This window comes from Actinacidiphila glaucinigra, from assembly GCF_900188405.1.
Taxonomy (GTDB): Bacteria; Actinomycetota; Actinomycetes; order Streptomycetales; family Streptomycetaceae; genus Actinacidiphila; species Actinacidiphila glaucinigra.
Map to the genome: position 1 here is coordinate 476,315 of NZ_FZOF01000001.1, position 23,748 is coordinate 500,062.

The following is a 23,748-nucleotide window of genomic DNA, read 5'->3' on the forward strand; positions in this document are numbered from 1 at the left end:
TCAGGACATGTCAGAAGAGAACCTGCCGGACAGGCCGGCACACGAGGGCGGCAGCCAGGTCGCGACGGCGGAGAACCCGTTCGCGGACCCGGGCTTCCCGGCTCACCAGCCGCGCCGCCAGGACATCGACGAGAAGGCCGCGAGGTCTTCCGAGCGCACGGTGGCGTTCCTGTTCACCGTGTCGATGCTGGCCACGCTGGGCTTCATCGCCAGCTTCGTGGTCATCCCGATCGACAAGATCGTCTACATCTGGCCGCTGGGCCACATCAGCGCGCTGAACTTCGCGCTGGGCATGACCCTCGGCGTCTCGCTCTTCGCCATCGGCGCCGGCGCGGTCCACTGGGCCCGCACGCTGATGTCCGACGTCGAGGTCGCCGACGACCGCCACGCGATCGCGGCGAGCCCCGAGGTCCGGGCCAAGGTCATGGCCGAGTTCGCCACGGGCACCGGCGAGAGCCAGATCGGCCGCCGCAAGCTGATCCGCAACACGATGCTCGGCGCGCTGACCCTGGTGCCGCTCTCCGGGGTGTTCCTGCTGCGCGACCTCGGCCCGCTGCCGGAGGACAAGCTCCGCCACACGCTGTGGTCCAAGGGCAGGCTGCTGATCAACCAGAACACCAACAAGCCGCTGCGTCCCGAGGACGTCGCCGTCGGCTCGCTGACCTTCGCCGTGCCCGAGGGCCTGGAGGAGGAGCAGCACGACTACCAGGAGCAGCTCGCCAAGGCGGCCCTGATGATCGTGCGCATCCAGCCGAACGACATCAAGGACAAGAAGTCCCGCGACTGGGCGCACCAGGGCATCCTGGCGTTCTCCAAGATCTGCACCCACGTCGGCTGCCCGATCAGCCTCTACGAGCAGCAGACGCACCACGTGCTCTGCCCCTGCCACCAGTCGACGTTCGACCTGTCCGACGGTGCCCGGGTGATCTTCGGCCCCGCCGGTCACGCCCTGCCGCAGCTGCACATCAGCGTGAACGGCGAGGGTTACCTCGAGGCTCTGGGCGACTTCGAAGAGCCCGTGGGCCCTGCGTTTTGGGAGCGTGGATGAGCACCAACACGAGCGCGAGCGCGAAGCCGCGCGGAAAGGCCCCGGCCGGCGAACGCGTCGCCGACTGGGCCGACGGCCGGCTGGGCATCTACAGCCTGGGCAAGGCCAACCTCCGGAAGATCTTCCCGGACCACTGGTCCTTCATGCTCGGCGAGATCGCCCTCTACAGCTTCATCATCATCATCCTGACGGGTGTCTACCTGACGCTGTTCTTCCACCCGGCGATGAACGAGGTCGTCTACGACGGCTCCTACGCGCCGCTGCAGGGCATCAAGATGTCCGAGGCGTACGCCTCGACCCTGCACATCAGCTTCGACGTGCGCGGCGGTCTGCTGGTCCGGCAGATCCACCACTGGGCGGCCATCGTCTTCGTGGCCGCGATGCTCGTGCACATGATGCGCGTCTTCTTCACCGGTGCGTTCCGCAAGCCGCGCGAGATCAACTGGGTCTTCGGCTTCCTGCTGCTGTTCCTCGGCATGTTCGACGGCTTCATGGGCTACTCGCTGCCGGACGACCTGCTGTCGGGCACCGGTATCCGCTTCATGGAGGGCGCGGTCCTGTCCGTGCCGATCGTCGGCACGTACCTCTCGTTCTTCCTCTTCGGCGGTGAGTTCCCCGGCGCCGAGGTCGTGCCGCGGTTCTTCACGATCCACGTGCTGCTGATCCCCGGCATCATGGCGGGCCTGCTGGTGGCCCACCTGATCCTGATCGTCTACCACAAGCACACGCAGTGGGCCGGCCCCGGCAAGTCCGAGAAGAACGTCGTGGGCATGCCGTTCTTCCCGGTCTACACGGCCAAGGCGGGCGGCTTCTTCTTCGTGGTCTTCGGTGTCATCGCGGCCATGTCCGCGCTGGTCTCCGTCAACCCGGTGTGGGCGTACGGCCCCTACCGGCCGGACCAGGTGTCGACCGACGCCCAGCCCGACTGGTACATGGGCTTCTCCGAAGGCCTGATCCGGATCATGCCGGGCTGGGAGATCAACTTCGCGGGCCACACGCTCGTCCTGGGCGTGTTCATCCCGCTGGTGATCTTCCCGCTGGTCCTGGGCTTCATGGGCGTCTACCCGTTCCTGGAGTCCTGGGTCACCGGTGACAAGCGCGAGCACCACCTGCTCGACCGGCCGCGCAACCGTCCCGTCCGCACGGGCATCGGCGCCGCCTGGATCAGCCTCTACCTGATCCTGCTCGTCGGTGGTGGCAACGACCTCTTCGCCACCCGCTTCCATCTGTCGATCAACGCGATCACCTGGGTGGTCCGGATCTCGTTCTTCGTGCTGCCGGTGCTGGTCTTCTTCATCACCAAGCGGATCTGCCTGGGTCTGCAGCGGCGCGACCGGGACAAGGTGCTGCACGGTCGCGAGACCGGCATCATCAAGCGGCTCCCGCACGGTGAGTTCATCGAGATCCACGAGCCGCTGGAGCAGGGCGCGCTGTTCAAGCTCACCCAGCACGAGCAGCCCAAGCCGCTCGAGGTCGGCCCCGAGGTCGACGAGAACGGCGTGGAGAAGAAGGTCGGCCCCACGGCGAAGCTGCGCGCGAAGCTGTCCCGCGGCTACTACGGCGAGGGAACGCAGATCGACAAGCCCACCGTCGAGGAGTACGAGGAGATCACGAGCGGCCACGGTCACCACTGATCACTGAAGCTGTGCCACCGGGCAGGGTCCCGTCCATCCGATGGACGGGGCCCTTTCCCGTTCCCCCGCGCCGATAGGCTGGAGCCGAAGGTTTCCCGCCGCACGTCAGACCCCATGGAGTGGACCATGAGCGTTGTGAACCCCGCCGGAGGCGCATCCGTGGCGGGCGGCTCCTGGCCCGACGTCCTGGGCGCGCTGCTGAACGGCAAGGACCTGACGGCGGCCGAAGCGACGTGGGCGATGGACCGGATCATGAGCGGCGAGGCCTCGGACGCCCAGGTCGCCGGCTTCATGGTGGCCCTGCGGGCCAAGGGGGAGACGGTCGAGGAGGTCACCGGCCTCGTCGAGTCGATGTACGCGCACGCGGAGCCGCTGCACATCCCCGGCCCCGCCGTGGACATCGTCGGCACCGGCGGCGACCGGGCCAGGACCGTGAACATCTCCACGATGTCCGCCATCGTCATCGCCGGCACGGGCGCGAAGGTCGTCAAGCACGGCAACCGGGCGGCCAGCAGCGCCAGCGGTGCCTCCGACGTCCTGGAGAAGCTCGGCATCAACCTCGACCTGCCCGCGGGGCGGGTGGCGGAGGTCGCCGAGGAAACCGGGATCACCTTCTGCTTCGCCGCGAAGTTCCACCCCGCGATGCGGTTCGCCGCCCCGGCCCGCCGCGACCTGGGCATCCCGACCTCCTTCAACATCCTCGGCCCGCTGACCAACCCGGCCCGGGTGGGCGCCTCCGCCGTAGGGTGCTTCGACACCCGGATGGCCGGTCTGATCGCGGGCGTGCTGGCCCGCCGCGGCTCCTCCGCGCTGGTGTTCCGGGGCGACGACGGGCTGGACGAGCTCACGGTCACGGCCACCTCCCAGGTGTGGGTGGTGCGGGACGGGAAGGTCGAGCAGGAGTCCTTCGACCCGCGCGACGTCGGCATCGAACTGGTGCCGATCGAGGCGCTGCGGGGCGCGGACGCCGCGTACAACGCCGACGTCGCCCGCCGGCTGCTGGCCGGCGAGACCGGTCCGGTCCGTGACGCGGTGCTGCTCAACTCGGCGGCCGCGCTGGTGGCGCTGGAGGGCGCGGGCGGTCCGCTGACCGACCGGATCGCGGCCGGGATCGCCCGGGCGGCCGAGTCGGTCGACTCCGGGGCGGCCGCACGGACGCTCGAGCGATGGGCTGCGGCCACGCAGGCCTGACCACGAGAACCACCACGCAGGGCCGGGGCCGTCGCCCCGGCCCTCCGTGCTGTCCGCCGCTGTGCTGTCCGACCCCGTGCTGCCCGCTCCCCGGTGGGCCGTCCGGGATGCGGACCGCGGCTTGCGGCGACGTGCCCGTGTGGCATGATGCTGCGCAGGTCACGAGTGACAGCGAAACGGCCCCGGCCCGCTGTCCGGCAACCCTCCTTCCGTGGCGGGGTGCCCCGGGTGATGACCAGGCCGCAGGCAGCGAGGTCTGCGGCAAGCGCGGTCAGAGGAGTTCCTCCATGAGCAAGCGAATGCGCTAGGGCCTTTCCCGGCCCCCAGCCGCCTTTCCACCCCTCCCCGGGCGTCCGCCCGTCGTGACGAGGGCTGTTCCGTCATCACTGACGTTCCTTCACCCACGCCTGCTCCCAGGAGACTTCGCCATGTCGCCGCGCCCTGCCCTGCCCTCGTCCGTCCACGCTCCGCTGCCCGTCCTGGGACGCGAGGTCCTCGTACCGCTCGTGACCGGGGGCGAGGTGGGCTACGCCGCCCTCGACTACGCGGCCAGCGCGCCCGCGCTGCAGCGGGTCTGGGACGACGTGGCGGCGTACGCGCCGTACTACGGCAGCGTCCACCGGGGGGCCGGCTACCTCTCGCAGCTGTCGACCGACCTGTTCGAGCAGAGCCGGGCCACGGTCGCGGAGTTCCTCGGCTGTCGCCCCGGCGACCAGGTGGTCTTCACCCGTTCGACCACCGACTCGCTGAACCTGCTGGCCGCCGCCGTACCGGCCGGCACGAGCGTCTTCGTCTTCGAGACCGAGCACCACGCGTCCCTGCTGCCGTGGCGGGAGGCCGATGTGACCTACCTCGGCGCCCCCCGCACCCCGGCGGAGGCCGTGGCGACGCTGGATCGGGCCCTGGCCGCCCGGGCCGCGGACGGACCGGCGCTGGTCTGCGTGACCGGGGCGTCCAATGTGACCGGTGAGCTCTGGCCGGTGCGGGAACTGGCCGCGGCGGCCCACGCCCACGGCGCCCGGATCGTGCTGGACGCGGCGCAGCTCGCCCCGCACCACCCGGTGGACATCGCGGAACTCGACGTGGACTGGGTGGCCTTCTCCGGGCACAAGCTGTACGCGCCCTTCGGCTCCGGCGTGCTCGCCGGCCGCGCCGACTGGCTGCGCGCGGCCGAGCCCTACCTGGCCGGCGGTGGCGCCTCCCGGCGGGTGGCCCGGAGCGCGGACGGCGGGGTGGACGTCGACTGGCACACCACGGCCGCCCGGCACGAGGCCGGCTCGCCCAACGTCATCGGCGCCTACGCGATCGCCTCGGCCTGCCGCGCGCTGACGGAGGCCGGGTTCGACCTGCTGGTCGAGCGGGAGCAGGCGCTGGTGGCCCGCGTGCGGGCCGGACTGGCCGAGGTGCCCGAGGTCAGGGTGCTCTCGCTGTTCGGCGACGACGCCCCCCGGGTCGGCGTCGTCTCCTTCGTCGTCGAGGGCTGGAACAGCTCCCACTTCGCGGCGGCGCTCTCCGCGGAGTACGGGATCGGCGTCCGCGACGGCCTCTTCTGCGCACACCCCCTGCTGCGCACCCTGCTCGGCGCGGCCGACCAGGAGCCGGGCGAGTGCGGTGCCCCCGAGGCCGCCCCGGGCGAGCTCCCGGATCCTTCCGCCGGGGGTGCCCCCACGCTCAACGCCATCCGGGTCTCCTTCGGCGCGGGCACCCCGGACGAGCACGTGGAGCGCTTCGTCGACGCGGTGCGGGAGCTGGTGTCGGACGGGGCCAAGTGGCGTTACCGCACCGAGGACGGCCGCTGCGTCCCGGACCGGGACCAGGCCTGAGCGGCCCGGCCCCGGCGGGCCGCGCCGGGCGAACCGGTCAGGCGTCCAGGCCGATGGCGAAGGCCGTCTCGAGGTCGTGCTGGGAGTAGGTGCGGAACGCCACGTGGGTGTCGGTGGCCTCGACGCCGGGGATCTTGCTGATCCGGCCCGGGATGACGTCCGCGAGCTCGTCGTGCCGGGCCACCCGCACCATGGCGACCAGGTCGTACGTCCCCGTGACGGAATAGACCTCGCTGACGCTGTCGAGCGCGGCGATGGACTCCGCGATCTCGGGGATTCGGTCCACGCTGGTCTTGATGAGCACGATCGCGGTGATCACGGCTGTAGGTCTCCTTGGCTCGCCCTGGCTGCGGGCTCAAGCTTAGGCGTTGCGCGATAGCACACCCACGCGCACAGGAAGCCGCAGACGAAGCCGGTGATGTGGGCGAGGTAGGCCACCCCGGGACCCGTCTGCTGGACCTCGCCGGCGAGCCACTGCAGGACGAACCAGAAGATCAGCACCATCCAGGCCGGGAAGCGCAGCGGCAGGAAGAAGAGGAAGGGGAAGACGCTGGTCACCCTGGCCTTGGGGTAGAGGTAGAGGTACGCGCCGAGTACCCCTGAGATCGCCCCGGACGCGCCGACCAGGGTCTGGGTGGAGGAGGTGTGCCCGAGCGCGTAGCCGTACGTCGCCACGTAGCCGGAGGCGATGTAGAAGAGCAGGAAGCGGAAGCGGCCCATGCGGTTCTCGACGTTGTCGCCGAAGACCCAGAGGAAGAGCATGTTGCCGAGCAGGTGGAACCAACCGCCGTGCACGAACAGCGCGGTGAGCACGGAAACGAACGGCGAGGTCGCGAAGGACCCGAGCGGCGGGCAGCCGGTCGGCATCGGCACCTGCGCCAGGGGGATGTGGCCGTGCCAGAGCTGGGTGGGAACGACACCCCAGCGGGCGAAGTACGTCGCCTGGGCGCACACCTGATCGTGGCCCATGCCGTACATGTAGTTGAGCCCGGAGGACGGGCTGATGAGGAAGAGCAACCCGCACAGCCCGATCAGCGCGTACGTCACCACGGGTGTGCGGTGGACGGGGTTCTTGTCGTACACCGGGATGACCATGGACCGATCATGACGGAACGGGTGTAACGGGCGTGGGGCGCCTCGCCGCAGCGCGCGGGACCACCGAGGCCGTAGGGTGACCGGAACGCATCCGCGCGACCGAGGAGACGACCGATGCCGGTGCCCCTGCCGACCGTCACGACCCGCTGGCGTTGCACCCTGTGCGGCAATCTGACCCGGTTCGACGTCACCCGTTCCAGCAAGGTCGTGGAGTACGTCCACCTGGACCTGGCGGGCGAGCCCTCGGTCGAGGAGCGCGAGGTGCTCAGCGAGACCGTGGAGTCGGTGCGCTGCCGCTGGTGCAACGCCGTGGACCAGGTCGAACTGGTCGACCGCCCCGACACGGCGGCGGCGACGCAGGCCTGAGCGCGGCCGGGGACAATAGAAGAATGCGGCGCGGCCAGAGAGCTTGAAGGAGGCCGGGGAGGCGCCCACGGACTGGACGGGAGTGACGGGTGGACGGGACCGGCGGTAACCCGGGCCGCGGCGAGGAAGCCGCCGCGCCCGAGACCGGGGCTGCGCCGGAGGAGTCCGTCCACGGCGAGTCGCTGGACCGTCCGCTGCCCGAGGGCGTTCGGCACCGCGTGGTCGCGCTGGCGGCGGAGGCGTTCGGCGGGCTGACCCCGGCCGAGCTGCCCGCGGTGCTGCGCCCCTACGCCCGGTTCACCCCGAGCCGCCGCGCCAAGTTCGCCGCCACCGCGCTGGCCACGGCGCTGGAGGGCGACCCGTCCTTCCGGCAGCGCGTGGGCGCCCGGCTGCGCGAGTCCGAGCCGGAGCTGTGCGAGGCGCTGGACGCCGGCACCCCGCCCCCCGCGGTCGACCCGCTGGACGTGGCGGCCGCCGCGTACCTGCTGCGCCCCGCGGGCTGGGCCAAACTGGTGGCCGCGGCGGGCGAGGAGGCCCAGCGGGTCAGCGCCGAACGGGCGGGCGAGGAGACGCAGCGCGAGCTGCGGCAGCTGAAGGCGGAACTGGACGAGGTCCGGACCCAGTCCCGTACCGAGGCCGTGCGGGTCCGCACCGAGTTGGAGGCTGCCCGCAAGGAGGCCGAGTCGCTGCAGCGCAAGCTGCGCAGCGCGGCGAGCGACGTGAAGCGGGCTGAGGCCGCGCTGCGCAAGGTCGAGGCCGAACTGGACGAGACGCGCGCGGCCGCGGCGGCGGAGAAGGCGTCGGCGGACGGTGAGGCACGCCGGCTGCGGGCCCGGCTCGCCGAGGCCGAGCAGGCCGTGGAGGCCTCCCGCCGGGCGGCCCGGGAGGGCCGCAGCACCGAGGACATGCGACTGCGGCTGCTGCTGGACACCGTCCTCGACGCCGCCTCGGGACTGCGCCGGGAGCTGGCGCTGCCGCCGCGCGACACCCTGGGCGCCCGGCCCGCGGACACCGTCGACGCGGTGACGCCGGGGACGATCAGCCCCAAGGACATCGCGCGGCGCGCCCTGTCCGAGGACGATCCGGCACTGCTGGACCAGTTGCTGGCGCTGCCGCAGTCCCATCTGGTGGTCGACGGCTACAACGTGACCAAGACCGGTTATCCGGCGCTGCCGTTGGAGAAGCAGCGGCTGCGGCTGCTGGGCGGCCTGGCGGTGCTGGCGGCGCAGAGCGGCGCCGAGGTCACCTGCGTCTTCGACGGGGCCGATCTGGACGCCCCGGTGCTGCTGGCACCGCCGCGCGGGGTGCGGGTGCTGTTCAGCAAGGCCGGTGAGACGGCCGACGAGTTGATCCGCCGTCTGGTTCGGGCGGAACCTCCCGGTCGTCCGATTGTGGTGGTTTCTTCCGATCGCGAAGTTGCTGACGGTGTGGCCCGTGCCGGGGCCCGCCCGGTCGCATCCACCTTGCTGCTGAAGCGACTTGCCCGGGTGTGACCTGGAGCACACCGTGGGGCGTGTGGGGCGCTTTTTGTGGACTCAGCGTCAACTCGTCATCACTGCACGTGCGATATGTGTAAAGAAACCGCGGCCGAGCGACTTTTTTTCTTCAGGGATTTGATCCGATCACAAGATGGTCACTATGGTCGTGCCTCGAACCTCTGCCCAGTCGATCATCCACTCAGGATGGCGGCGGAGGTCCCGCCGATCTGAAGTGCCGTGCGTACGACGGGGGACGCCGACGCTCAGGGCCGGGGAACGCAGTTCCCGATGCATGCGGCAGGCGGCTGGAGGAAGAAGGAGCTCGCCCGAGTGGCGTCCCACCGTCGTCCCAAGCAGGCCAGTCGCACACGTGTCACCGTGCTCACCGCGACCGCCGCCGCAGCCGTCGCCCTGTCCGCGCAGGCGGCCCAGGCCGCTCCGGCCAAGCCGTCCGTCAAGAGCGTGAAGGCCAAGGTCGACGGCCTCTACGAGCAGGCCGAGCAGGCGACCGAGAAGTTCAACGGCGCCAAGGAGAAGCAGCAGAAGCTGCAGAAGCAGGTCGAGGACATCCAGGACGAGGTGGCCCGCCAGCAGTCCGAGCTCAACGACCTGCAGGACGACCTCGGCACCCTGGCCAGCGCGCAGTACCGCAGTGGCGGCATCGACCCGTCGCTTCAGCTCTTCCTCTCCGCCGACCCGGACAGCTACCTCGACAAGGCGTCCACGCTCGACCAGCTGAGCACCAAGCAGGCCGAGGGCCTCCAGCAGATCGCGGAGAAGAAGCGCACCCTTAACCAGCAGAAGGCGGAGGCCGCGAGCAAGCTCGACGAGCTCGACGAGACCCGCACCGAGCTGGGCAAGAAGAAGAAGGAAGTCCAGGCGAAGCTCGGCGAGGCGCAGAAGCTGCTCAACTCGCTGACCGCCGCCCAGCGGGCGTCCCTGGCCGCCGCGGAGGACCGCGCCAACCGCTCCAACGAGCGGGTCGACCTCGGCAACGTCCCGCCCGCCTCCTCGCTGGCCGCCGCGGCCCTCTCCGCCGCCAAGACCAAGCTGGGTTCGCCGTACGTCTACGGCGCCACCGGCCCGAGCTCCTTCGACTGCTCCGGCCTCACCTCCTGGGCCTACGCCCAGGCCGGCGCCGGCATACCGCGCACCTCCCAGTCCCAGGCCAACGCCGGCACGCGCCTGTCGATGAGCCAACTGGCGCCCGGCGACCTCGTCATCTTCTACGGCGACCAGCACCACGTGGGGCTCTACGCGGGCAACAACATGGTCCTGCACGCGCCGCGCACCGGCACCGTCGTGCGCTACGAGTCCATCAACAACATGCCGTTCCAGTTCGGCGTCCGCATCTGAGATCCGGGCCGAAGCGGCGGAGCCCGTTGAACCTATCGGGTGATCTCGTACGGTGACGGCCCGGCGGTGACCTGCGCAAGCAGGGCGCCGTCAGGCCGCCCGGCGGTACACGGTCTTTGAACTCCCCGTGTCCGGCTGACTACTGTCAGCCGACGTGCCATCCCATCGACGCATTCCGCAGCCCGGCCGGGCCCCGCGTACCTCCAGGGCCACGGTCCTGACGGCGGCGGCCACCGCCGCCGCCGCGATGGCGGGCGCGGCCACCACCGCGCAGACGGCCGCCGCCGACCCGGCGGACACCGCGGGCGACGTCGCGGCCCGCATCGACCACCTCTACACCCAGGCGGAGCGGGCCACCGAGCAGTTCAACGCCGCCCGTGAGAACACCCAGCGGCTCCGGCGCGAGGTGGAGGTGCTCCAGGACCGCGCCGCGCGCGGCCAGGAGCGGGTCAACCGGCTCCGCGACGACCTCGGCACGCTCGCCGGGGCCCAGTACCGCGGCGGGGGAGTGGACCCCACCCTCGCCCTGCTGCTCTCGCCCGACCCGGCGACCTATCTCGACCGGGCCGCCACCCTCGACCGGATCAGCAGCCGCGGCAACGCGCGACTCGGCGAACTCCGCTCCGCCCAGCGCTTCCTGGACCAGGAACGCTCCCGGGCCACCGATCGGCTCGGCGAACTGGAGCGGGCCCGCACCAGCCTCACCGTCCGGAAGAAGGCCGTGCAGCGCAAGCTGATGGCGGCCGCGCGCCTGGTCAACTCCCTCTCCCCGCAGGAGCGTGCCCGGCTCGCCAGCCGCCTGGAGGCGCGCGCCTCCCGGTCCGGCCGCACGGTCGACATCCCGGACCTCGGTCCGCTGTCGCTGCGCGCCGCGACGGCCGTCGCCGCCGCGCGCTCCGCCGTCGGCTCCCCCTACGTCTGGGGTGCCACCGGCCCCGGCTCCTTCGACTGCTCCGGCCTGATGGTCTGGGCGTACCGCCAGGCCGGCGTGGGCCTGCCCCGCACCTCGCAGGCCCAGCTGAACGCCGGGCGGCACGTACCGCTCAGCCAGGCGCGCCCCGGCGATCTGGTGCTCTACCGCGGCGACGCCAGCCACGTCGCCATGTACGTCGGCGACGGCCAGGTCATCCACGCCCCCTACCCCGGCGCCCGGGTCCGCTACGACCCCGTCGCCATGCTGCCGATCTCCGCGGTGACCCGGCCCACGTGACCGTCGCCGCCGGGACCGTACGATCGGCGGCGTGGCCCTCTTCCGCTCGCCGACCCGCGCCGCGGCCGCCGCGCTGTGCGGCGCGGCGGTGCTCCTCGCGGGCTGCGGACCCTCGGGCGGAGGGGCGGCGGAGCACGCGCGCCCCGGGGACCCGGTCGTACGGCAGCTGCTGGAACGGCGGGCCGACGCGGTCCTGGACCGCGACGAGAAGGCGTACCTCGCCGATGTGACGCCCGCCCGGCGCGACGCCGAGCGCCGGGTCTTCCGCAACCTCCGGGAGCTCCCGCTCGCCTCCTGGTCGTACCGGCTGGTCTCCACGGAGGGCGCCGACCCGGTGAGGGCCCGCGTCGAGCTGCGCTACCGCCTCAAGGGCTACGACAGCGCCCCGGTCACCACGGACGAGTCCCTGCTGCTGCGCACCGACGGCGGCGGACGCTGGCGGGTGGCCGGCGACGGCGACCCGGGCGGCCTGCTGTGGGAGCAGGGGGCGCTGCACGTCGTCCGCGGCAGCCACAGCCTCGTCCTCGGCACCGGCGACCGGGAGGAGCTGGCCGGGTACGCCACCGACGCGGACCGGGCCGTCCCGCAGGTGCGTCGGGCCTGGGGCGCTAAGGGCTGGACCGGGCGGGTGGTGCTGGAGGTGCCCTCCTCCCTGCGGCGCATGGGCGAACTGCTGGACGCCCCCGCGGAGACGTACGCGGGCGTCGCGGCCGTCACCACCGGGGAGGTCGGCGGCGACGGCACCGCCCCCGCCGGACGCGTCATCGTCAACCCCGAGGCCTTCGCCGGACTGTCGGCCTTCGGCCGCCAGGTCGTGCTCACCCACGAGACCACCCACGTCGCCACGCGCGCCGCGACGACCTCCCACACCCCCATGTGGCTCTCCGAGGGCTTCGCCGACTGGGTCGCCTACCGCGACTCCGGCCGTACGGCGGCGAGCCTGGCACCCGAGCTGCGCCGCGAGGTCACGGCCTCCGGCCCGCCCGGGCACCTTCCCGCGGACGCCGACTTCGCGCCCGGCGCGACCGCGCAGGCCCAGGCGTACGAAGGCGCCTGGCTGGCCTGCCGGCTCATCGCCGACACCTGGGGCGCCGACCGGCTGGTCGCGCTGTACCGTTCCGGTGCGGATCTGCGCGGCACGCTCGGCATCGACGAGGACGCCCTCACCGAGCGCTGGCGGGCCTACGTCGAGGGGGAGTTGCGATGAGCGGCACGGACGGGGACTTCACGCCGGAGGAGACCGCCCGCGGCAGGGCGCTGCGCCGCGCGCAACTGCCCTTCCTGCTCGGCGGCCGCCTCGCCGGGCTCGCACTGCTGCTGGTGCTCGGGCTGACCCCCGCGGGCGCCGCCCTCACCGGGCTGTTCGGCGACGCCCGGGCCCTGCGCGTCCTGGCCGGCGGTCTGCTGCTGGTGCTGCTCCAGCAGGCGGTCACGCTGCCGTTCTCCGCCCGGGTCCGCGTCATCCGGCGCCGCTACGGGCTCGTCACGCAGGGCTGGGGCGGCTGGGCCGTCGACGTCCTGCGCGGGCTGCTCGTCTCCGTTCCGCTGGTGCTGGCCGCGCTGTACGGCTACTACGGCCTCGGCTGGGCCTGGGCGGCCCTGGGTGCCGTCTGCGCGGCCGTCGTGCTGTCCTGGCTCGCCCCGGTCGTGCTGGAGCCGCTCTTCAACCGCTTCCGGCCGATGGAGGACGGGCCGCTGCGCGACGCGCTGCTGGCGCTGGCCGGGCGGGACCGGATCCCCGTAGGGGCGGTGCTGGTCGCCGACGCGTCCCGGCGGACGACGGCGCTCAACGCGTACGTCTCCGGCTTTGGACGCACCCGGCGGATCGTCGCCTACGACACGCTGCTCGGCACGGCCCCGGCGGCCGAGGTCGAACTCGTCGTCGCTCACGAACTGGGACACGTCAAGCACCGCGACGTGCTGCGCGGCACCCTGCTCGGCGCCGTCGGCGCGGGAGCGGGGGTGTGCGTGCTCTCCGCGGTCATGGCCGCCTCCTCCCACGGCACGGGCGACCCGCGCGGGCTGTTCCTGCTGGCGGCGGTGGCCGCGGCGCTGTCGGCGTGCGCCGGGCCGTTCGGCTGCGCGCTGAGCCGGCGCGTCGAACGGCGGGCGGACACGCACGCGCTGGAACTCACCGGGGACGCCGAGCGGTTCATCGCCATGCAGCGCCGGCTCACCGTCACCAACGTCTCCGACCCCGACCCCCCGCGCCTTCTGCACGTCCTCTTCGGCACGCACCCCACCCCCGTCCAGCGCATCGCCGCCGCCCGCGCCTTCGCCGCGGGTTAGTCCGCGGCGCGCGGTCACCTGGGCCGTACGGGGTGCGCCTGGCTCTCGCGGGCGCCCCGCGGCCTGCCGGCCATCCAGCTCGGGGCGGCCCGGTCCCGCGGGCCGTACGTAGTCGGGGGTGTCCCCGGGAACGTCGGTTGCGTCCGCCGGGCGCGGCGGGTCGCAGCGCCATGCGCCTCCGGGCGCCCCGGGCCCGGGCCGTGACGCCCGCGGGCCGTCCGCGCAGCCTGCGCGCGGGCCTCACCCGGATCCGGCCTCAGGCCGTGAGGGCGGCCAGGGCCTCCGTGAGCCATTCGCGCTCCGCGCGACCCGTGGCGCGGGCGATGCGGAGCATGCCCTGGCGGAAGGGGTCGCCCGTGTCCTCGGCGCGCACGGGCTTGCCGCGGTCGTAGAAGAAGCCGGCCGGGGTCTCCAGGAACTCCAGGCGGCGCCGGAGCACCCCGGCCTGGGCCGCGGTGTCGGGGAGGTGTCTCAGGAAGGCCAGCACGGCGAAGAAGCGGGTGGCGTCGGTGATCTCGATCGGCTTGGGGTCGCGCAGCCGGGCGAGCAGCCGCGTGCGCCCGGCGTCGGTGAGCGAGAGCACGCGGCGCGGGGCGGCGCCGACGCCGGGCTCGGTGTGCTGGCTGACCAGCCCGGCCGTGGTGAGGCGGTTGATGGCCGGGTAGAGCGCGCCGTCGCTGACCGGGCGGACGTGGCCGTTGAGTGCGGCGATGCGCTCCTTGAGCTCGTAGCCGTGCAGGGATTCCTCGTAGAGGAAGCCCAGGATGGTGAGCTCCAGCACTGTTCGCCACCTTTCCCGATCATGCGTTCGGACTTGTCCGTGCAGTGCCATGATGTTACCTCTAAACGTGGTATCTCGAAACGAGGTACCACGTTCGGGTGAACCACGACGCACCGCGCCCGAGCGGCCGCGCCGGCGGGCCCGGTCCACCTGGAAGCGCTCGCCGGCGTCGTCGCCAGGGTCATCTACGTGCCGCGGGTGGCCCGGGGCCGCGCGGCTGCGGGCGCAACGGGCGGGCGGTGGCTTACGCGGTGCGCCCGCGCCGGTCGCGGTCGCCGCACCGGGGCCCCGCCGGTCGTGCAGGCGCTCTCGTCCCCGGGGCGGCGGCCGTCGCGGCGGGGCACGGGACCCGGCGGCGGTGGGGGCGGCGCTGTGCGCGCTGCGGACCCCGGCGGTCGCCGTCGGTGGATTCCTGTGCCGGGAGCCGGGGGCCCTGCTGCTCGGCAGGCACGGGACCCGGCGGCCCTCCGCCTCGCGGCCGGGTGAACGGGCCCTGCCGTTCGCCTACGCGCTCGCCGTCCCGGCCGCGCCGGCGGCCTTCACCAGGTCAGCAGCTTCTCGGTGTCCTGGTCGCGCTCCGGCAGGCGCGTCTCGGGCGCCGTGCGCGGCCTCGACGGCAGACGGGCCGAGGCCACCCACAGCCGGCGGCAGGCGATGACCGAGGCGGCCACCAGCAGGCCGTTGCGGAGCAGCAGCAGCGTGATGCCGAGGTCGGTGCTGCCGACGACGTCGGCGAAGCGCACCGGGAACTCGTACAGGGTGAGCACCGTCGCCGCCAGCACCAGCACCGCGGGCAGCGCCATCACGCTGGCCCGCAGCGTGAGGCAGACCGCCGCCAGGCCGATCAGCCAGATCATGTACTGGGGGCTGATCACCCGGCTGGTCGTGGTGAACAGCAGCACCGCGGTGAACGCGGCGTCGAAGGGCGTCTGAGGGCCGTACGTCCGCGCCCGCAGCCGCCACAGCAGCAGCCAGGAGAAGGCGGCGATGGTCAGGCCGAGCGCGATGTTGCTCACCAGGCCCACATGGGGTCCGAGGAACTCCATGGAGCCGTAGTTGAGCTGCACCTGTCCCTGCCAGCCGTGGTGCCGGGCGATGTGGAAGACCAGGGAGCCCAGGGACTCCACCTCGGTGCCCCGCTCGCCCTGGAAGCGCAGGAAGGCGAAGGCCCCCGGCATCCACAGCCAGAAGCCCAGGGCGAGGACGCCCGCGCCGGCCACGGCCGCCGCCCAGATCCGGCGGTCGCGGACCCCGGTGAGCAGCAGCACCGGCCAGACCTTGAGCATCGCGCCGAACGCGATCAGCGCGCCCGCGACCCTGGGACGGCGCACCGTCGCCAGCAGCGCGGCCACGGCGACGGCGGTGACCATGACGTCGTAGCGCGCGTATGCGGTCGGCCCCAGGAGCGGCACGCCCAGCACCCACACGTACGCACCGGCCTGCCGCCGCCCCTCGCCGCGCGAACCGCGCAGCAGCAGCGCGAAGGCGACGAGGTCGGCGGCGCAGGCGAGCCAGAAGAAGGCGGTCGCGTAGTCGAGGAACGGCAGCATCGCGGGGGAGAGCACCGCGAGCGCGGCGGCGGGCGGGTACTGCCAGGTGACGTCGTGGTGGGGGAAGGCGCCGGTCTTCAGGACCTCGTACCAGCCGTGGTAGATCACCGAGACGTCGGTGGTCACGTCCAGCGGGGACAGGCTGAGCACCTTGAAGACGTAGAGCAGCAGCAGGACCCTGGTGGCCACCCAGGCGAGGACCGGCCCGACCGGGAGCCGCTTGCCGCTGTCGCCTGCCATGTCCACCTCGTCGAATCGGTTCTGCAGTGATGATGCACGATGCCGGTCTCACCTGTGGACAGGCGTGTGGAGCTTAGACGCGCCGCGGACCGCGGTCGGTTGCCGCGGACCGCACCGGATACCCTCGGCGACGTATGGACAAGACCCTGATCGTCACCAACGACTTCCCGCCACGTCCCGGTGGCATCCAGGCGTTCGTGCACAGCATGGCGCTGCGCCTCGATCCCGGCCGGGTGGTGGTGTACGCGTCGACCTGGCGGGACGGCTCCGAGGTCGCCGCGTTCGACGCCGAGCAGCCCTTCCCGGTCGTACGTGATCGTACGACGATGTTGCTGCCGACCCCGAGGGTGACCCGGCGGGCCGCCGCGCTCCTGCGCGAACACGGCTGTACGTCGGTGTGGTTCGGGGCGGCGGCCCCGCTCGGGCTGATGGCGCCCGCGCTGCGGAAGGCGGGGGCGCGCCGGCTGGTGGCGACGACCCACGGGCACGAGGCGGGGTGGGCGCAGCTGCCCGCGAGCCGCACGCTGCTGCGGCGGATCGGCGAGGGCACCGACACGATCACCTACCTGGGCGAGTACACCCGGTCCCGGATCGCCCGGGCGCTGACCCCCGAGGCCGCCGGGCGCATGGTGCAGCTCCCGCCGGGCGTGGACGAGAAGACCTTCCACCCGGCCTCCGGCGGCGAGGCGGTGCGCGCCCGGCTGGGGCTCAGCGACCGGCCGGTGGTCGTCTGCGTCTCCCGCCTGGTGCCGCGCAAGGGCCAGGACACCCTCATCGAGGCGATGCCGCTGATCCTGGCCGACCGGCCGGACGCCGTCCTGCTGGTCGTGGGCGGCGGCCCCTACGCGGACGAACTGAAGCGGCTCGCCGAGCGGACCGGGGTGGCGGAGTCGGTGCGGTTCACCGGGGCCGTGCCCTGGCAGGAGCTGCCCGCGCACTTCGGCGCCGGCGACGTCTTCGCCATGCCGTGCCGCACGCGCCGCGGCGGACTGGACGTCGAGGGTCTCGGCATCGTCTACCTGGAGGCCTCGGCCACCGGGCTGCCGGTCGTCGCGGGCGACTCCGGCGGAGCGCCGGACGCGGTGCTGGACGGCGAGACCGGCTGGGTGGTGCGCGGCGGGGAGCCCGGGGAGGCCGCCGAGCGGATCCTGGCGCTGCTGGGCGACGCGGAGCTGCGGCGCCGGATGGGCGAGCGCGGGCGCAAGTGGGTCGAGGACGCCTGGCGGTGGGATCTGCTCGCCGGGCGGCTAACGGCCCTCTTGTAAAAGACCATGTGCGCACGGTATGGGCGGAATCCGTCGTTCCGCCCATGATGCGCCCATGACAGCAAACCTGACGCGCCGTCAGATACTGGGCATGGCCGCCCTGCAGACGGCAACCGTGATGGGACTCACCCGCATCGGGCTCTCCCCGGCCGCCGCGGCGGACCGGGAACCGGCCGGCTACGTACCGGCCGTCGTCGTCGGCTCCGGATACGGAGGCGCGGTCGCGGCGTTACGCCTGGCCGAGGCGGGCGTGAGCACCCTCGTACTGGAGATGGGGCGGGCGTGGGACGCGCCGTCCTCCGACGGCAAGGTCTTCTGCAGCACCGCCTCGCCGGACCGGCGCTCCATGTGGTTCCGCACCCGCACCGCGGCCCCCCTCGCCTCCTTCCTCTGGCTCGACGTGGTCAACAGGGACATCAGCCCGTACCCCGGCGTCCTGGACCGCGTCGACCACCCCGGCATGTCCGTCTACGTCGGCCGCGGCGTCGGCGGCGGATCCCTCGTCAACGGCGGCATGGCCGTCACACCGGACCGCGCCTACTTCCGGGAGGTCCTGCCGCAGGTCGACGCGGACGCCATGTACGGCACGTGGTTCCCGCTGGCCAACCGCATGCTCGGCGTCAACACCGTCGCGCCGGACTGGTTCGAGAGCACCGAGTGGTACCAGTTCACCCGTGTCTCCCGCGCCCAGGCCGCCAGGGCCGGGCTCGCCACGACCTTCGTCCCCAACGTCTACGACTTCGGCCACATGCAGCGCGAGGCGGCCGGGACCGCCACGAAGTCGGCCCTGGCCCAGGAGGTCATCTACGGCAACAACTTCGGCAAGCGCAGCCTGGACCGGACCTATCTCGCCGCCGCGCTCGGCACCGGCAAGGTCACCATCGAGACGCTCAGCCGCGTCAGGGCGATCCGCCGCGACCCCGACGGCAGCTATGTGCTCACGGTCGCGCAGACCGATCTCACCGGCGCCGTCGTCGCCACCCGCGAGGTCGGCTGCGGCGCGCTGTTCCTCGCCGCGGGCAGCCTCGGAACCACCGAACTGCTGCTGCGCGCCCGGGAGACGGGCGCCCTGCCCGATCTCAGCCCCGCCGTCGGCAAGGGCTGGGCGGGCAACGGCAACATCATGCTCGGCCGCGCCAACCACCTGTGGAACCCCACCGGCGCCCGGCAGTCGACCATCCCCGTGATGGGCATCAACGACTGGAACAACGCCGCCAACCCGGTGTTCGCCGAGATCGCCCCGCTCCCCATCGGCCTGGAGACCTGGGTCAGCCTCTATCTGGCGATCACCAGGAACCCCGAGCGGGGCACCTTCGTCTACGACCCGGCCACCGACGCGGCGGTGCTCAACTGGAGCCGCTCCCAGAACCAGCCCTCGGTCGCCGCCGCGAAGTCCCTCTTCGACCGCGTCAACCGGGCCAACGCCACCATCTACCGCTACGACCTGTTCGGCGGCAACCGCGTCTTCGCCGACGACTTCTGCTACCACCCGCTGGGCGGCTGCGTCCTCGGCAGCGCCACCGACGCCTACGGCCGCGCGAACGGCTACGACGGCCTGTACGTCGTCGACGGCTCGCTCGTGCCCGGCTCCATCGGGGTCAACCCGTTCGTCACCATCACCGCCCTGGCCGAGCGCACCATGGCCAGGGTCCTGGCCCAGGACGGCATCACCTAGGAACGCCGGCGGCCGCCGTCCGCGCGAGGCGTACGGCGGCCACCGTCAACGCGGGTGGGGGCCCGTCAGCGCGGGCTCATCCGCCGTAGATCGCGGCGATCTCGTCCGCGAAGTCCCGCAGCACCACATTGCGCTTCAGCTTCAGCGAGGGCGTCACGTGACCGGACTCCTCCGTGAACTGGGTCGCCAGGACGCGGAACTTCTTCACCGCCTCGGCCTTGGACACCGCGGCGTTGCCGTCGTCGACCGCCGACTGCACCTCGGCCAGCAACTCGGGGTCCTCGCGCAGTTCCGCCACGCCGCGGCCGGACTTGCCGTGCTGCTCGGCCCAGCGGGGCAGGAACTCCTCGTCCAGGGTGACCAGCGCGCCGATGAAGGGCTTGCCGTCGCCGACCACCATGCACTCGGCGACCAGCGCGTGGGCGCGGATCCGGTCCTCGATCACCGCCGGGGCGACGTTCTTGCCGCCCGCGGTGACGATGATCTCCTTCTTGCGGCCGGTGATGGTGATGTAGCCGTCCTCGTCCAGCGTCCCGATGTCGCCGGTGTGGAACCAGCCGTCGGTGACGGCCTCGGCGGTGGCCGCCTCGTTGTTCCAGTACCCCGAGAACAGGTGCTCGCCGTGGAGCAGCACCTCGCCGTCGTCGGCGATGCGGACCGTGGAGCCGGGCAGCGGCTGGCCGACGGTGCCGATCTTGGTGCGGTCCCAGGGGTTGAAGGCGGTGGCCGCACAGGACTCGGTCAGGCCGTAGCCCTCCAGGACCGTGAAGCCGATGCCGCGGTAGAAGTGGCCCAGCCGTTCGCCCAGCGGAGCCCCGCCGGAGATCGAGTACTCGGCGCGGCCGCCGAGCACGGCGCGCAGCTTGCTGTAGACCAGCCGGTCGAAGACCTTGTGCTTGAACTTCAGGCCGAGCGCGGGACCGCTCGCCGAGTCCAGCGCGCGGCTGTACTCGATCGCCACGTCGGTGGCCTTGTCGAAGATCTTCCCCTTGCCGCCGGCCTGGGCCTTGGCGCGCGCGGAGTTGTAGACCTTCTCGAAGACCCGCGGCACGCCCAGCAGCAGCGTCGGCCGGAAGGCGGCCAGTTCGTCGGTGAGGTTCTTGGTGTCGCTGACGTGCCCGAGCTTGATCGGCGCCATGACGGCGGCGACCTCGACCAGCCGGCCGAAGACGTGCGCGAGCGGCAGGAAGAGCAGGATCGAGGAGTCACCGGTGCGGAAGAGCGGCTTGAGGCGCTCCACGACGTTGCCGCACTCGGCGAAGAACGCGCGGTGCGTGAGCGTGCAGCCCTTGGGGCGGCCGGTGGTGCCCGAGGTGTAGACGATGGTTGCCGGGGAGTCCGCCTTGGCCCAGGCGCTGCGCTCGTCCACCGTCGCCTCGGCGACGTCCGTGCCGGCCGCGCCGAGAGTCTCGACCGCGCCCGCCTCGATCCGCCACACGTGCTTGAGCTGCGGCAGGCGGTCGCGCACCGACTCGACGGACTTCTCGTGGGCCTCGGTCTCCACGATGGCGGCGACGGCGCCGGAGTCACCGAGGATCCACTCGATCTGCTCGGCCGAGGAGGTCTCGTAGACCGGCACGGTGACCGCGCCCGCGGTCCAGACGGCGAAGTCGAAGAGGGTCCACTCGTAGCGGGTGCGGGAGATCAGGGCCACCCGGTCGCCGGGCTGCACGCCCGAGGCGATCAGGCCCCTGGCGGCGGCACGGACCTCGGCGAGGAAGGCGGTGGCGGTGACGTCCGCCCAGTCTCCGGCCGCGGTCTTCCGGGCGATGACGGGAACGTCGGGATGCTGCGCGGCGTTGCGGCGGATGAGATCCGTCAGGTTCCCGTCCGCGGGGACCTCATAGAGAGCCGGAAGGCTGAACTCGCGCAAAACTGCTGCTCCTCATCGGCGCCGGCGGCGGTGCTGGCTGCGTCCACTGCATGGTTGAGCGTGGAACGGACGGCCTGGACGTTACCCACCGGTAAAGCTTCTGCGGTAGGGGGTGCCGTGTAGATGTTTTGTGTGTCACATCGTCGTCACACGCCGGATGCCCGCTGCGGCACAGTGCGGATCCACTGGTCGGAAGCCTAGTCGAGCCCCCCTGTGACCCGCAGGTAACCGCAGCCCCGGTGTGGCCTCCCCGACCCCGTCGGCCGCGTCCTAGAGTGATCGTCATGCGGGTCCATGTCGTCAGCGACGTCCACGGCGCCTCCGAAGCCCTCGCCAGGGCCGGCGACGGCGCCGACGCGCTGATCTGCCTCGGCGACCTGATCCTCTTCCTCGACTACGCCGACCACTCGCGGGGCATCTTCCCCGACCTCTTCGGCACCGAGAACGCCTCCCGCATGGTCGGGCTGCGCACCGCGCTGCGCTGGGACGAGGCCCGCGCCCTCGACCGCGAACTGTGGTCGGGACTCGGCACCGACCGGCGCACCGCCATCGAGTCCGCCGTGCGCCGGCAGTACGCCGAGCTGTTCGCCGCCTTCCCCACCCCCACCTACGCCACCTACGGCAACGTCGACATCCCCGCGCTCTGGCCGGAGTACGCCCGGCCCGGCACCACGGTGCTCGACGGCACCACCACCGAGATCGGCGGCCTGGTCTTCGGCTTCGTCGGCGGCGGGCTGCGCACCCCCTACCGCACCCCGTACGAGATCGACGACGAGACGTACGCCGCCAAGGTGGAGGCCCTCGGCGAGGTCGACGTGCTCTGCTCACACATCCCGCCCGCCGTCCCCGAGCTCTGCTACGACACCGTCGCCCGCCGGCTCGAACGCGGCAGCGAGGCACTGCTCGACGCGATCCGCCGGGTGCGCCCGAAGTACGCGCTCTTCGGCCACGTCCACCAGCCGCTCGTGCCGCGGATGCGCCTGGGGACGACCGAATGCGTCAATGTCGGCCACTTCAACTCCACCCGAACGCCCTGGGCGCTGCGGTGGTGACCGCCCCGGCGGTCTCCGGCCGCCCGACCAGGCGGTAGCCTTCACCAGCAGGCATACGACAGCAGGTACGACGCGACGTCCCGGAGGGGCCACGGCGATGGCGGAACACACCAGGTCGAGCATCACGATCGACGCGGCCCCGGCCGATGTCATGGGCGTCATCGCGGACTTCGCCCGGTACCCGGAGTGGACCGGCGAGGTGAAGGAGGCCGAGATCCTCTCCGCCGGCGGCGACGGCCGTGCCGAGCAGGTCCGGCTCCTGCTGGACGCGGGCGCCATCAAGGACGACCACACCCTCGCCTACACTTGGGCCGGCGACAACGAGGTCCGCTGGACGCTGGTCAAGTCCCAGATGCTGCGCACCCTGGACGGCGCCTACATCCTGGTCCCGCTGGAGGACGGCAAGCGCACCGAGGTCACCTACCAGCTGACCGTCGACGTCAAGATCCCCATGCTCGGCATGATCAAGCGCAAGGCCGAGAAGGTCATCATCGACCGCGCCCTCGCCGGTCTGAAGAAGCGCGTCGAGTCCCAGGGCTGACGTGCGGACGCTGCTGGTCACCGGGACGGGCGGCGCCGGGCGCACGACGGTCGCCGCCGCCACGGCCGTGGCCGCGGCCACGCCCGGACGGCGCGTGCTGCTGCTCTCCGCCGACCGCGACGCCTCCCTCGACAGGGTGCTGGGCCCGGTGCCCGTCCCGGCCGGCGGTGACGGTCCGCGGGCGGACGAGGGGGCCGCGCCGCCCTGCGCCCCCGTCCCGTCCGTACCGGGCCTGTGGGCCGCGCGCATCGACGCGGCCGCCGCCTTCCGGGCCGACGCCGCGGCCGTCCAGCAGCGCCTGGGCTCCCTTCTCGACCTGCTCGGCGCGGCCCCGCTGGACCCCGAGGAACTGACCGAACTCCCCGGCGCGGACGCCTTCGCGCTGCTGCGCGCCCTGCGGGACACCGCCGCCGACTGGGACCTCGTCGTCGTCGACCTCCCGCCGGTCCACGACGCCCTCGCCGCGCTCGCGCTGCCCGCGCAACTGCGCCGCTACATCGCCCGGCTGGTCCCCCGGGAACGGCAGGCCGCCCGCGCCCTGCGGCCCGTCCTCGCCCAGCTCGCCGGCGTGCCCGCGCCCGGCGCCTGGGCCTACGAGGCCGCCGCCCGCGCCGACCGGGAACTGGCCGCCGCCCAGGCCGTGATCGAGGACGCCGCCACGACAGTGCGGCTCGTCGTGGCCCCCGGCGCGCACGCCGCCGACGCGGTGCGCCGGGCCCGCGCCGGACTGGCCCTGTACGGCCACCGCCTCGAAGCCGTCGTCGCCAACCGGCTGCTGCCCGACGGGTCCCCCGACCCCTGGCTGGCCGAACTGGCGGGCCAGCGCCGCAAGGAAGTGCGCGCCCTGCGCGCGGAACTCGCCGGCACCACCACCGCGCTCCACGAACTGCCCCACCTCGGACGTGAACCCCGTGGCGCGGAGGACCTCGCCCGGCTCGCCGCGCGGCCGCCCGCCGACGCGCCCGAGGGTCCCGCCGCGCCGCCGTGGACCACCGAGGACCGGCTCGCCGCCGAGGGCCACTTCCTCTGGCGGCTGCCGCTGCCGGGCGCGACACGCGACACCGTCGACCTCGTACGCCGCGGTGACGAACTCGTCGTCGACGCCGAGGGATACCGCCGCATCCTCCCGCTGCCCTCCGCGCTGCGCCGCTGCACCGTGGCCGGCGCGGCGCTGCGCGACGGCGCGCTGCAGGTCCGGTTCGCCCCGGATCCCGGTCTTTGGCCCCGCTGAGCGCTGAAAGCGCCGCCCCTGTTCGGGTACCGTCGTTGGTACCAAGCCGG

Annotated in this window: 20 protein-coding genes and 1 riboswitch; of the genes, 15 read left to right on the top strand and 5 right to left on the bottom strand. The window is 72.7% G+C overall.

Annotated elements, in window-relative coordinates; genetic code table 11:
• Positions 1 to 7 precede the first annotated feature (7 nt).
• The 4 genes from qcrA to CHF15_RS02210 all read left to right on the top strand — a co-directional run bounded on the left by qcrA (position 8) and on the right by CHF15_RS02210 (position 5,696).
• Complete coding sequence (gene qcrA, locus CHF15_RS02195) at positions 8 to 1,048, top strand: cytochrome bc1 complex Rieske iron-sulfur subunit (RefSeq protein WP_179279621.1); 1,041 nt, start codon at positions 8 to 10, stop codon at positions 1,046 to 1,048.
• Positions 1,045 to 2,682: a cytochrome bc1 complex cytochrome b subunit gene (qcrB, locus tag CHF15_RS02200; RefSeq protein WP_089221852.1), complete on the top strand. Its 1,638-nt coding sequence runs from the start codon at positions 1,045 to 1,047 to the stop codon at positions 2,680 to 2,682. The genes qcrA and qcrB overlap by 4 nt, the downstream gene beginning before the upstream one ends.
• 126 nt (positions 2,683 to 2,808) lie before the next feature.
• Positions 2,809 to 3,873: an anthranilate phosphoribosyltransferase gene (gene trpD, locus CHF15_RS02205; RefSeq protein WP_089222175.1), complete on the top strand. Its 1,065-nt coding sequence runs from the start codon at positions 2,809 to 2,811 to the stop codon at positions 3,871 to 3,873.
• Between the two features lie 157 nt (positions 3,874 to 4,030).
• A riboswitch (SAM riboswitch) is annotated at positions 4,031 to 4,147 on the top strand.
• Positions 4,148 to 4,301: 154 nt separating this feature from the next.
• Positions 4,302 to 5,696: an aminotransferase class V-fold PLP-dependent enzyme gene (locus tag CHF15_RS02210; RefSeq protein ID WP_089221853.1), complete on the top strand. Its 1,395-nt coding sequence runs from the start codon at positions 4,302 to 4,304 to the stop codon at positions 5,694 to 5,696.
• A gap of 37 nt (positions 5,697 to 5,733) precedes the next feature.
• Here CHF15_RS02210 and CHF15_RS02215 read toward each other — a convergent pair whose 3' ends face one another.
• Positions 5,734 to 6,015, bottom strand: coding sequence for an Lrp/AsnC family transcriptional regulator (locus tag CHF15_RS02215; RefSeq protein WP_018557042.1), 282 nt, complete (start codon positions 6,013 to 6,015; stop codon positions 5,734 to 5,736).
• The gene (locus CHF15_RS02220) at positions 6,012 to 6,791 is read right to left on the bottom strand and encodes a rhomboid family intramembrane serine protease (RefSeq protein ID WP_089221854.1); all 780 of its coding nucleotides are present in this window, start codon (positions 6,789 to 6,791) and stop codon (positions 6,012 to 6,014) included. The genes CHF15_RS02215 and CHF15_RS02220 overlap by 4 nt, the downstream gene beginning before the upstream one ends.
• Positions 6,792 to 6,905: 114 nt before the next feature.
• Here CHF15_RS02220 and CHF15_RS02225 point away from each other — a divergent pair, with 114 nt between their 5' ends.
• From CHF15_RS02225 to CHF15_RS02250, 6 genes are all read left to right on the top strand, one after another.
• Positions 6,906 to 7,157 carry a hypothetical protein gene (locus tag CHF15_RS02225; protein WP_018557044.1) on the top strand — a complete coding sequence of 84 codons (252 nt, stop codon included), beginning with the start codon at positions 6,906 to 6,908 and terminating at the stop codon, positions 7,155 to 7,157.
• Positions 7,158 to 7,246: 89 nt separating this feature from the next.
• Positions 7,247 to 8,650, top strand: coding sequence for an NYN domain-containing protein (locus tag CHF15_RS02230; protein WP_089221855.1), 1,404 nt, complete (start codon positions 7,247 to 7,249; stop codon positions 8,648 to 8,650).
• Positions 8,651 to 8,965: 315 nt separating this feature from the next.
• Entirely contained in the window at positions 8,966 to 9,991 is a 1,026-nt protein-coding gene (locus tag CHF15_RS02235) for a C40 family peptidase (protein WP_089221856.1), read from the top strand.
• 154 nt (positions 9,992 to 10,145) lie between these two features.
• Positions 10,146 to 11,201: a C40 family peptidase gene (locus tag CHF15_RS02240; RefSeq protein WP_089221857.1), complete on the top strand. Its 1,056-nt coding sequence runs from the start codon at positions 10,146 to 10,148 to the stop codon at positions 11,199 to 11,201.
• A gap of 31 nt (positions 11,202 to 11,232) precedes the next feature.
• Positions 11,233 to 12,408 carry a hypothetical protein gene (locus tag CHF15_RS02245; RefSeq protein ID WP_179279622.1) on the top strand — a complete coding sequence of 392 codons (1,176 nt, stop codon included), beginning with the start codon at positions 11,233 to 11,235 and terminating at the stop codon, positions 12,406 to 12,408.
• On the top strand, positions 12,405 to 13,490 hold the full coding sequence (locus CHF15_RS02250) for a M48 family metallopeptidase (protein WP_089221858.1): 1,086 nt from the start codon (positions 12,405 to 12,407) through the stop codon (positions 13,488 to 13,490). The genes CHF15_RS02245 and CHF15_RS02250 overlap by 4 nt, the downstream gene beginning before the upstream one ends.
• Before the next feature lie 256 nt (positions 13,491 to 13,746).
• Here the strand turns inward: CHF15_RS02250 and CHF15_RS02255 are convergent, their stop codons facing one another.
• The gene (locus CHF15_RS02255) at positions 13,747 to 14,271 is read right to left on the bottom strand and encodes a PadR family transcriptional regulator (protein WP_089221859.1); all 525 of its coding nucleotides are present in this window, start codon (positions 14,269 to 14,271) and stop codon (positions 13,747 to 13,749) included.
• A gap of 539 nt (positions 14,272 to 14,810) precedes the next feature.
• Positions 14,811 to 16,061: a glycosyltransferase family 87 protein gene (locus CHF15_RS02260; protein ID WP_089221860.1), complete on the bottom strand. Its 1,251-nt coding sequence runs from the start codon at positions 16,059 to 16,061 to the stop codon at positions 14,811 to 14,813.
• 134 nt (positions 16,062 to 16,195) lie between these two features.
• Between CHF15_RS02260 and CHF15_RS02265 the strand changes: the two genes are divergently transcribed.
• Both CHF15_RS02265 and CHF15_RS02270 read left to right on the top strand, forming a co-directional pair.
• Positions 16,196 to 17,326, top strand: a complete 1,131-nt coding sequence (locus CHF15_RS02265) for a glycosyltransferase family 4 protein (RefSeq protein WP_089221861.1) — start codon at positions 16,196 to 16,198, stop codon at positions 17,324 to 17,326.
• 55 nt (positions 17,327 to 17,381) lie between these two features.
• The gene (locus CHF15_RS02270) at positions 17,382 to 19,001 is read left to right on the top strand and encodes a GMC oxidoreductase (RefSeq protein WP_089221862.1); all 1,620 of its coding nucleotides are present in this window, start codon (positions 17,382 to 17,384) and stop codon (positions 18,999 to 19,001) included.
• A 76-nt stretch (positions 19,002 to 19,077) separates the two neighbouring features.
• Here CHF15_RS02270 and CHF15_RS02275 read toward each other — a convergent pair whose 3' ends face one another.
• A complete protein-coding gene (locus CHF15_RS02275; RefSeq protein ID WP_089221863.1) occupies positions 19,078 to 20,874 on the bottom strand; it encodes an AMP-dependent synthetase/ligase in 1,797 nt (598 codons plus the stop codon).
• Positions 20,875 to 21,158: 284 nt separating this feature from the next.
• Between CHF15_RS02275 and CHF15_RS02280 the strand changes: the two genes are divergently transcribed.
• The 3 genes from CHF15_RS02280 to CHF15_RS02290 all read left to right on the top strand — a co-directional run bounded on the left by CHF15_RS02280 (position 21,159) and on the right by CHF15_RS02290 (position 23,698).
• On the top strand, positions 21,159 to 21,926 hold the full coding sequence (locus CHF15_RS02280) for a metallophosphoesterase family protein (RefSeq protein WP_089221864.1): 768 nt from the start codon (positions 21,159 to 21,161) through the stop codon (positions 21,924 to 21,926).
• A 97-nt stretch (positions 21,927 to 22,023) separates the two neighbouring features.
• The gene (locus CHF15_RS02285; protein WP_089221865.1) at positions 22,024 to 22,467 is read left to right on the top strand and encodes an SRPBCC family protein; all 444 of its coding nucleotides are present in this window, start codon (positions 22,024 to 22,026) and stop codon (positions 22,465 to 22,467) included.
• Position 22,468: 1 nt separating this feature from the next.
• Positions 22,469 to 23,698 carry an ArsA family ATPase gene (locus CHF15_RS02290; RefSeq protein WP_089221866.1) on the top strand — a complete coding sequence of 410 codons (1,230 nt, stop codon included), beginning with the start codon at positions 22,469 to 22,471 and terminating at the stop codon, positions 23,696 to 23,698.
• Positions 23,699 to 23,748: the final 50 nt, after the last annotated feature.